This window comes from Blastococcus haudaquaticus, from assembly GCF_900230285.1.
Taxonomy (GTDB): domain Bacteria; phylum Actinomycetota; class Actinomycetes; order Mycobacteriales; family Geodermatophilaceae; genus Blastococcus_B; species Blastococcus_B haudaquaticus.
The window spans coordinates 23,135-31,356 of sequence record NZ_OCNK01000010.1 but is presented as its reverse complement, the minus strand read 5'-3'; the positions used below and the strand labels follow the sequence as shown (position 1 = coordinate 31,356).

At 73.1% G+C, this 8,222-nt stretch carries 9 protein-coding genes and 1 rRNA gene; 7 read left to right on the top strand and 3 right to left on the bottom strand.

Going from position 1 to position 8,222, the window contains the following annotated elements:
• Positions 1–88: ribosomal RNA gene (gene rrf / locus CRP30_RS23460) — 5S ribosomal RNA — on the top strand; the annotation flags it as partial.
• 89 nt (positions 89–177) lie between these two features.
• Here rrf and CRP30_RS22080 read toward each other — a convergent pair.
• Together CRP30_RS22080 and CRP30_RS22075 are read right to left on the bottom strand one after the other, a co-directional pair.
• Positions 178–837 (bottom strand): DUF2461 domain-containing protein, encoded by a 660-nt coding sequence (locus CRP30_RS22080; RefSeq protein WP_097186189.1) that lies wholly within the window; start codon positions 835–837, stop codon positions 178–180.
• Positions 834–1,442: a GNAT family N-acetyltransferase gene (locus CRP30_RS22075; protein WP_097186196.1), complete on the bottom strand. Its 609-nt coding sequence runs from the start codon at positions 1,440–1,442 to the stop codon at positions 834–836. The genes CRP30_RS22080 and CRP30_RS22075 overlap by 4 nt, the downstream gene beginning before the upstream one ends.
• A 68-nt stretch (positions 1,443–1,510) precedes the next feature.
• Here CRP30_RS22075 and CRP30_RS22070 point away from each other — a divergent pair, with 68 nt between their 5' ends.
• From CRP30_RS22070 to CRP30_RS22045, 6 genes are all read left to right on the top strand, one after another.
• On the top strand, positions 1,511–2,503 hold the full coding sequence (locus CRP30_RS22070; RefSeq protein ID WP_200814918.1) for an EamA family transporter: 993 nt from the start codon (positions 1,511–1,513) through the stop codon (positions 2,501–2,503).
• A gap of 52 nt (positions 2,504–2,555) precedes the next feature.
• A complete protein-coding gene (locus CRP30_RS22065; protein ID WP_097186187.1) occupies positions 2,556–3,788 on the top strand; it encodes a winged helix-turn-helix domain-containing protein in 1,233 nt (410 codons plus the stop codon).
• A gap of 79 nt (positions 3,789–3,867) precedes the next feature.
• Positions 3,868–4,698 carry a thymidylate synthase gene (locus tag CRP30_RS22060; protein WP_200814917.1) on the top strand — a complete coding sequence of 277 codons (831 nt, stop codon included), beginning with the start codon at positions 3,868–3,870 and terminating at the stop codon, positions 4,696–4,698.
• Positions 4,695–5,216 (top strand): dihydrofolate reductase, encoded by a 522-nt coding sequence (locus CRP30_RS22055; protein WP_097186186.1) that lies wholly within the window; start codon positions 4,695–4,697, stop codon positions 5,214–5,216. Before CRP30_RS22060 ends, CRP30_RS22055 begins: the two co-directional genes overlap by 4 nt.
• A gap of 9 nt (positions 5,217–5,225) precedes the next feature.
• A complete protein-coding gene (dapA, locus tag CRP30_RS22050; protein WP_097186185.1) occupies positions 5,226–6,122 on the top strand; it encodes a 4-hydroxy-tetrahydrodipicolinate synthase in 897 nt (298 codons plus the stop codon).
• Positions 6,119–7,819 carry a ribonuclease J gene (locus tag CRP30_RS22045; RefSeq protein ID WP_097186184.1) on the top strand — a complete coding sequence of 567 codons (1,701 nt, stop codon included), beginning with the start codon at positions 6,119–6,121 and terminating at the stop codon, positions 7,817–7,819. The genes dapA and CRP30_RS22045 overlap by 4 nt, the downstream gene beginning before the upstream one ends.
• Here CRP30_RS22045 and CRP30_RS22040 read toward each other — a convergent pair.
• Complete coding sequence (locus tag CRP30_RS22040) at positions 7,794–8,216, bottom strand: GNAT family N-acetyltransferase (protein WP_097186183.1); 423 nt, start codon at positions 8,214–8,216, stop codon at positions 7,794–7,796. The genes CRP30_RS22045 and CRP30_RS22040 overlap by 26 nt on opposite strands.
• Positions 8,217–8,222: the final 6 nt, after the last annotated feature.

Sequence of the window (8,222 nt, the reverse complement as noted above, 5' to 3'; positions counted from 1 at the left end):
CGGCAACATTCCGAACCCGGAAGCTAAGCCTCTCAGCGCCGATGGTACTGCCCTGGAGACGGGGTGGGAGAGTAGGACGCCGCCGGACAACCATTCCCGAAGGGGCCCCAGCCACGCGCCGGGGCCCCTTCGTGCATTCCCGGACCCTTCCCGGTGCGCCGGTGGATGACCGGCACGTCAGCGGCGGCGGATCTCCTTCGTCGTCGCGCCGACGTTGTCGTCGAGCCAGGCGTTGAGCGCCGCCAGGTCCCGCCAGGCGTCCCGGACCTCCTCCAGTGCCCGGCGGGTGTGCAGCCACCCGGCCGGCTCCCACGAGCGACCACCGTGCAGCGCCTTGTGCCGCAGCAGATCCAGCCGCGGGGCGTCGGCCGCGTAGCCGGCGGGGACGCGGATCAGGCGGTCCCCGTCGATGGACCAGCCGCCCTCGGACAGCCGGTCCACCTCGGCCTGGAGCCGGGGCCCCTGGACGTCGTCGGCGACGGCCCGCCGGTAGCGGGCGACCTGGTCGGATTCCAGCCGCCAGCAGCCGCCGGCGACCCGCAGCCCATCGGCGGAGATCTGGACGTACCAGGCCGCCGTCCGGCCCTCGGGGTGGATCACCGCGCCCTGGTGGGTCTTGTACGGCGTCTTGTCTTGGCTGAACCGGACGTCGCGATAGGGGCGGAACACCTTCGCGGTCCCGAACTCCGGGGCCAGTTCCTCGAGCATGGCCTGCAGCGGGGCGCGCACGTGCTCGTCGTAGGCAGCCTTGTTCCGCGTCCAGTACGTCTTGGTGTTGTCGGCCTCGAGTCCCTCGTAGAAGACCAGTCCCTCGTCGGGGAAGCCCGCGAACGTCACGGTGCTGCCTCCCGCGGGGTCGCGTCCGGGTCGTCGAGCAGTGCGTGCCAGCGGATCTCGCGCAACGGCTCCCCTCCGGTGTCCAGCGTCCGCGCCCAGCCGTCGGGCCCCCAGCCGGCCGACTCGAGGAAGGCAGCGGAGACGCGATCGGTCTCGATCAGCCAGGTCTGCAGCCGGGCGGCGCCATCGGCCCGCACGAGGTCGCTGACGGCCGCGAGCAGCCGGCTCCCATGTCCCCGGCGTCCCCACCGGGGCTCCACGAGCAGCGTCCCGAGCTCGGCGGTCGGTCCGGCAGGATCGGCGACCTCGCCGGCGGTCAGCTCCGCAGGGCCGTACGCCGCGAAGCCCACCAGCGCATTCCGCTCCAGCGCGACCACGACGCCGTGCCCGGGCGTCGGCGGGGAGTCGATCGCCGACCGCCAGCGCGCCGTCGCCGCGCCGGCGTCCCAGTCGTCGAGCACGGCGGCCGGCAGGGAGGCGCGGTACGCCGTCCTCCAGGTGACCAGCTGTACCCGTGCGATCTCGGCCGCGTCGTGGGGCAGCGCCGGGCGGACCGATGCGTCGGCGTTGCCCGCCAGACGGGGGAACGGCGAGGTCGGGTCCACGCAGGCAGCCTAGGTCGGTCGAGGGAGGCGGCGGCAGCTCCCTCCTGGCGGGGTGCTGCAATCGACGGGTGACCACCACCGCGCCCCGGTCGCCCGCCGGGGCTGCTGCGTCCGACCGCCCGGTGACGACTGGCGTCGTGATCGCTCTGGGCACCGTCTACCTGGTCTGGGGCTCCACGTACCTGGGCATCAAGTACACGGTCGAGGGAGGGCTGCCCCCGCTCCTGGCGATGGGCACACGGTTCCTCCTCGCGGGGCTGGTGCTGCTGGCGGCGCTGCTGCTCGCCCGCGGCCGGGCCGCGTTCGCGATGACGCGTGCCCAGCTGGCCACCGCGGCGCTCGTCGGCCTCTTCCTCCTCGTGGGCGGGAACGGGCTGGTCGCCGTCGCCGAGCAGGACGTCGACTCCGGGCTCGCGGCCCTGCTCATCGCCGGAACGCCGCTGTGGGTCGTCCTGCTCCGGGCGGTCCTGCGCGACCGGCCCTCCGCCGCTACCGTCGCCGGCCTGCTGATCGGCCTCGTGGGTGTCGCCGTCCTCCTGCTGCCGGGCGTGCGGGGCGCGGCGGAGCTCGGGCCGCTCCTGCTGGTCTGCCTGTCCTCGCTGCTGTGGTCGGTCGGGACCGTGCTCGCCACCCGACGGCCCATGCCCGCCGACCCGTTCGCCGCGACCGTCGTGGAGATGGCCGCCGGTGGGACGGCGATGGTCGTCCTCGGCTCGCTGGGCGGGGAGTGGGGGCGCCTCGCCCTGTCCACGACGGAACGGTCGGCCTGGCTGGCGTTCGCCTACCTCGTGCTGGTCGGCAGCGTGCTCGGCTACAGCGCCTACGTCTGGCTGCTCGCGCGCGCACCGCTGTCCCTGGTCACCACGTACGCATACGTGAACCCGGCGGTCGCCGTGGCGCTGGGCGCGCTGTTCCTCGCCGAGCCGCTCACCGTCAACGTGCTGGTGGGCGGCGCCGTGATCATCGGCGCCGTCGCCTGGGTGATCACCGCCGAGTCGCGGACCCGGCGCCGCGCCCTGCCCGGCCGCGACGTCGGCGCCACCCCTGTCGAACCCACCTGATCGGGCGGTTCCTCGGGCGGGGTGTCGCACCCGCCAGGCACCATGACCAGCCGTGAGCGTTCCCGAGCGGCTGCCCGCCGCGCTGGCACGGCGCATCGCGCTGGCCGCCCAGGGCTTCGCCGACCCGCGTCCGTCGGTCGACATCGGCACGCGGCAGCTGCGCCGGCTCGTCGAGCGGCTCGCGGTCGTGCAGATCGACTCGGTGAACGTCCTGTCCCGCTCGCACTACCTCCCCGCGTTCAGCCGGCTCGGGAGCTATCCCCGCGCCGCCCTCGACGATCTCACCGCCCGGCGTCATGCCGTCTTCGAGTACTGGGCGCACGAGGCGTCGTTCCTCCCGGTCGGCCTGCAGCCGTTCCTGCGCTGGCGGATGGCGGCGGCCGAGGAGCAGGCGTGGGGGAACATGGTCCGGTTGCAGCGGGACCGACCCGGCTTCGTGGCCGAGGTGCTCGAGCGGGTCCGCAGCGAGGGGCCGCTCAAGGCGGGGGACCTGCTCGAGGGGAAGCGCGAGCGCTCCGGGGAGATGTGGGACTGGCACGCCGGCAAGGTGGCCCTCGAGTGGCTCTTCTTCACCGGCGAGGTCACGGCCACGCACCGGACGGCGAGCTTCGAGAAGGTCTACGACATCACGGAGCGGGTTCTTCCCCCCGCCGTGCTGCAGGCCCCGACCCCCGATCCGGACGACGCCGTCCGGGAACTGGTGCGCGTCGCCGCGCGCGCCCTGGGGGTGGCCACCGAGCGCGACCTCCGTGACTACTTCCGGCTCAAGCCCGCCGCGGCCCGCGCCGCGATCGGGGAACTCGCCGAGGGCGGCGAGCTCGTCCCGGTCGACGTCACGGGATGGGGCGCCCCGGCCTGGCTCGACCCGGCGGCACGGCGGCCCCGCCGGATCCGCGCCCGCGCCCTGCTGAGCCCGTTCGACTCCCTGGTGTGGGAGCGGCCCCGGGTGGAGCGGATCTTCGGGTTCCGCTATCGGCTGGAGATCTACACGCCGGCGGCCAAGCGCGTGCACGGCTACTACGTGCTGCCCTTCCTGCTCGGTGACCAGCTGGTCGCCCGTGCCGACCTCAAGGCCGACCGGCAGGCAGGCGTCCTGCGGGTCCAGGCCGTGCACGGCGAGGAGGGCATCGAGCGGCCCGTCGTCGCCGCGGCCCTCGTCGACGAACTGCGCCTCATGGCCGACTGGCTCGAGCTCGACGACGTCGTCGTCGCCGGTGCCGGTGATCTGGCGGCCGACCTGCTGCGCGCGTCGTCAGGCCCGGCTCGGGTCCCGATCGGGACCTGACGGGCGCCTGCCGGGGCCGGTGGTGCGGCTGGTGTCCGGCCGCTCCCGGGCGTCGGTGGCCGCACGTAGTCTCGGGTCCGTGGACGCCGCACCCGCAGGGAACGACACAGCACCCATCGATTCCCAGTACGAGGACCTGCTCCGTCGCATCCTCGAGCAGGGCACTCCGAAGGAGGACCGCACCGGGACCGGGACGGTGAGTCTCTTCGGCGAGCGGCTGCGCTACGACCTGTCCGAGCGCTTCCCGCTCGTGACGACGAAGAAGGTGCACTTCCGGTCGGTCGCCGTCGAGCTGCTGTGGTTCCTCCGCGGCGACAGCAACGTCGGCTGGCTGCGCGACAACGGCGTCACCATCTGGGACGAGTGGGCCTCGCCCGAGGGGGAGCTCGGCCCGGTCTACGGGGTCCAGTGGCGGTCCTGGCCGGCCCCCGACGGCCAGCAGATCGACCAGATCGCGAACATCCTCTCGATGCTGCGCTCCGACCCCGACTCGCGGCGGATGATCGTGTCGGCCTGGAACGTGGGCGCGTTGCCTGACATGGCGCTCGCGCCCTGCCATGCCCTGTTCCAGTTCTACGTCGCCGACGGCAAGCTGTCCTGCCAGCTCTACCAGCGCAGCGCGGACATGTTCCTCGGGGTGCCGTTCAACATCGCCAGCTACGCGCTGCTCACCCGCATGGTCGCCCAGCAGGTCGGTCTCGCGCCGGGCGACTTCATCTGGGTCGGCGGCGACTGCCACATCTACAGCAACCACGTCGAGCAGGTCCGCGAGCAGCTCTCCCGCGAGGTGCGGCCGTTCCCGACGCTGGAGCTGGCACCGGCGCCGTCGCTGTTCGACTACACCTACGAGGACATCACCCTGCACGGCTACCAGCCCCACCCGGCGATCCGGGCAGCCGTGGCGGTGTGACCACCGCACCATCGGTCGCGCTCATCTGGGCCCAGGCCCGGGACCGCGTCATCGGTGCCTCCGGCGGACTGCCCTGGCACCTGCCCGAGGACCTGAAGCTCTTCCGCACCCTCACGACCGGGTCGACGGTCGTCATGGGCCGTCGCACCTGGGAGTCGCTCCCCGAGCGGTTCCGACCGCTGCCCGGCCGGACCAACGTCGTCCTCACGTCCGACCCGGCGTGGACGGCGGACGGTGCGCGTCGCGCGGCGTCGGTGGCCGAGGTCCTGGACACGGGGCAGCCGCTCTGGGTCATCGGGGGCGGAGAGGTCTACAGCGCGTTCCTGCCGCACGCCGACCGTCTGGTCGTCACCGACGTCGACGTCGCGGTCGAGGGCGACACCTGGGCGCCGGCCATCGGAGCGGAGTGGCGGCGGGTCTCGCGGACGCCGGAGCAGGGCTGGTCGTTCTCCTCGGCGTCCGGGCTGCGGTACGCCGTCTCGGAGTACGCGCGGGGGCACGTCGTCGCCGCTGGGTAGATTCTCCCCATGACCAGCGACCCCGCCCGGCCCTTCGGGCGCGTGCTCACGGCGATGGTGACCCCGCTGGCCGAGGACGGCTCGATCGACGTCTCGGGCGCCCAGGAGCTGGCCGCGCACCTGGTCGACCGGCAGTCCCACGACGGGCTCGTCGTCTTCGGGACGACGGGGGAGTCGCCCACGATCAGCGACGGCGAGCAGCACGCGGTGCTCGAGGCCGTGATGGACGCCGTCGGCGACCGCGCGACCGTCGTCGCCGGCGTGGGCACCAACGACACCGCCCACTCGATCGAGAAGGCGCAGTCGGCCGCCCGGCTGGGCGTGCACGGGTTGCTCGTCGTGACGCCCTACTACAACCGCCCGCCGCAGGAGGGTCTGCTGCGGCACTTCACCGCGGTCGCCGACTCCACCGACCTGCCGGTGATGCTCTACGACATCCCGCCGCGCTCCTCGATCCCCATCGAGGTCGAGACGCTGGTCCGTGCGGCGGAGCACCCGAACATCGTCGCGGTGAAGGACGCCAAGTCCGACCTCGGGGCCGTCGCCTGGACGCTCGCACGCACCGACCTGGCGTACTACTCCGGCGAGGACATGCTCAACCTGCCGCTCCTCTCGCTCGGCGCCGTCGGCGTGGTGAGCGTGGTCGGGCACGTCGTCGGTCCCCGGCTGGCCGAGCTGATCGCCGCCGTCGAGTCCGGTGACCTCGCCCGGGCGCGGGCGGTCAACGAGAGCCTGCTCCCGGTCTACACCGGCATCTTCCGCACCCAGGGCGTGATCATGGTGAAGGCGGCCCTGCGGGAGCTCCGGTTGCCCGCGGGCCCGGTCCGGCCCCCGCTCGTCGACGCGACGCCCGAGCAGGTGGCCCAGCTGCGGAAGGACCTCACCGCGGGCGGAATCGAGCTGTGAGCGGGCAGGTCACCCAGCCCCACCTCGACCTCAAGGCACCGCCCCCGCTCGCGTCGGGCGGCCTGCGGGTGATGGCCCTGGGCGGGCTCGGCGAGATCGGCCGCAACATGGCGGTGCTCGAGTTCGAGGGCCGGCTGCTGGTCATCGACTGCGGAGTGCTCTTCCCCGAGGCCGAGCAGCCGGGCGTCGACCTGATCCTCCCCGACTTCGGTGTCATCGAGCACCGGCTGGACGACATCGCCGCCGTCGTCCTCACGCACGGGCACGAGGACCACATCGGCGCGATCCCGTACCTGCTGCGACTGCGTGAGGACATCCCGCTCGTCGGCTCCCGGTTCACCCTCGCCCTGGTCGCCGCGAAGCTGCGCGAGCACCGGCTCGACCCGACGCTGGTCGAGGTGGCCGCCGGTGACGAGCACGTCGCGGGACCGTTCTCCTGCGAGTTCATCTCGGTGAACCACTCGATCCCCGACGCGCTCGCCGTGGCGGTGCACACGCCGGCCGGCGTCCTCGTGCACACCGGCGACTTCAAGATGGACCAGCTCCCGCTGGACGGTGTGCTGACCGACCTGGGCGCGTTCGCCCGCCTCGGCGCCACCGGCATCGACCTGCTGCTCGCCGACTCCACCAACGCCGAGGTGCCCGGGTTCGTCACGCCCGAGCGCAGCATCGGTCCGGTGCTCGACGACGTCTTCGCCCGGGCCTCGCAGCGGCTGATCGTCTCCAGCTTCGCCAGCCACGTGCACCGCATCCAGCAGGTCCTCGACTGCGCCGAGACGCACGGCCGCAAGGTCGCCTTCGTGGGCAGGTCGATGGTCCGCAACATGGGGGTCGCCCGTGACCTGGGGCTGCTCCGGGTCGCGCCCGGGCTCATGGTCTCGCTCGACGACGCGGCGGCGATGCCTCCGGAGCAGGTGGTGCTCGTCAGCACCGGGTCGCAGGGCGAACCGCTCTCGGCGCTGGGGCGGATGGCTCGCGGCGACCACCACCAGGTGACCATCGAGGCAGGCGACACCGTCGTCCTCGCGTCGTCCCTGGTTCCCGGCAACGAGACCGCCGTCTACAAGGTCATCAACGGCCTGGCCCGGCTGGGCGCCACCGTCGTGCACAAGGAGACGGCGCGGGTGCACGTCTCCGGGCACGCGCCGGCCGGTGAGCTGCGCACGCTGCTCAACGTCGCCAAGCCGCGGTACCTGATGCCGGTGCACGGCGAGTGGCGGCACCTGCGCGCTCATGCCGCACTCGCCGAGGAGACCGGGATGGCACGCGACCGGGTGATCCTCGCCGAGGACGGCGTGGTCGTGGATCTCGTCGACGGCAAGGCGTCGATCGTGGGCAGCGTCCCGATCGGCAACGTCTACGTCGACGGGCTGAACGTGGGCGACGTGGGGGAGGAGTCCTTGCAGGCGCGGCGGATCCTCGGCGACGAGGGCTTCGTGGCCCTCACCGTCGTCATCGAGCCCTCGACGCGGACCATCGTGCGGCCGGTGCACCTGACGACCAAGGGCTTCTCCGACGACCCGTCGGCCTTCGACGAGGTGCTCGCCCTCGTCGAGGACAACCTCCGGCGCGCGCTCCTGGACGACGAGGTCGATTCGCACCGGTTGTCGCAGATCGTGCGGCGGACGGTGGGCAAGTGGGTCTCCGACACCCACCGCCGCCGCCCGATGATCATCCCGACGGTGCTGGAGGTCTGAGCTCGCGCCGCATGGCGGCCCGTGGCCAGCGGTCCAGGCCGTGGTCGGCTCCGGCCCGCCGGATCCGCCGCAGCTCCGGTGTCAGCTCGGCCTCGGCCAGGAAGCGGAAGCCGAGCCGCTCGTAGTACGGCCCGTTCCACGGCACGTCCACGAAGGTGGTCAGGGTGAGCGCCGGGAGTCCGTGCTCCCCGGCCCACGCCGTCAGGTGATCGAGCAGCTCCCGTCCCAGCCGTCGGTGGGCCTGCTCCGGGTGCACGCTCACCTGCTCCAGGTGGGCGCAGCCGTCGACCAGGTCGGCCAGGAGGTAGGCCACCGGCAGGTCCTCGTCGTCGGTGCGCACCCAGGCGCGACCGGCGTCCGCGTAGGGGGAGGTCGGCCGGGTGCGCCTCCCGGACACCGGCCA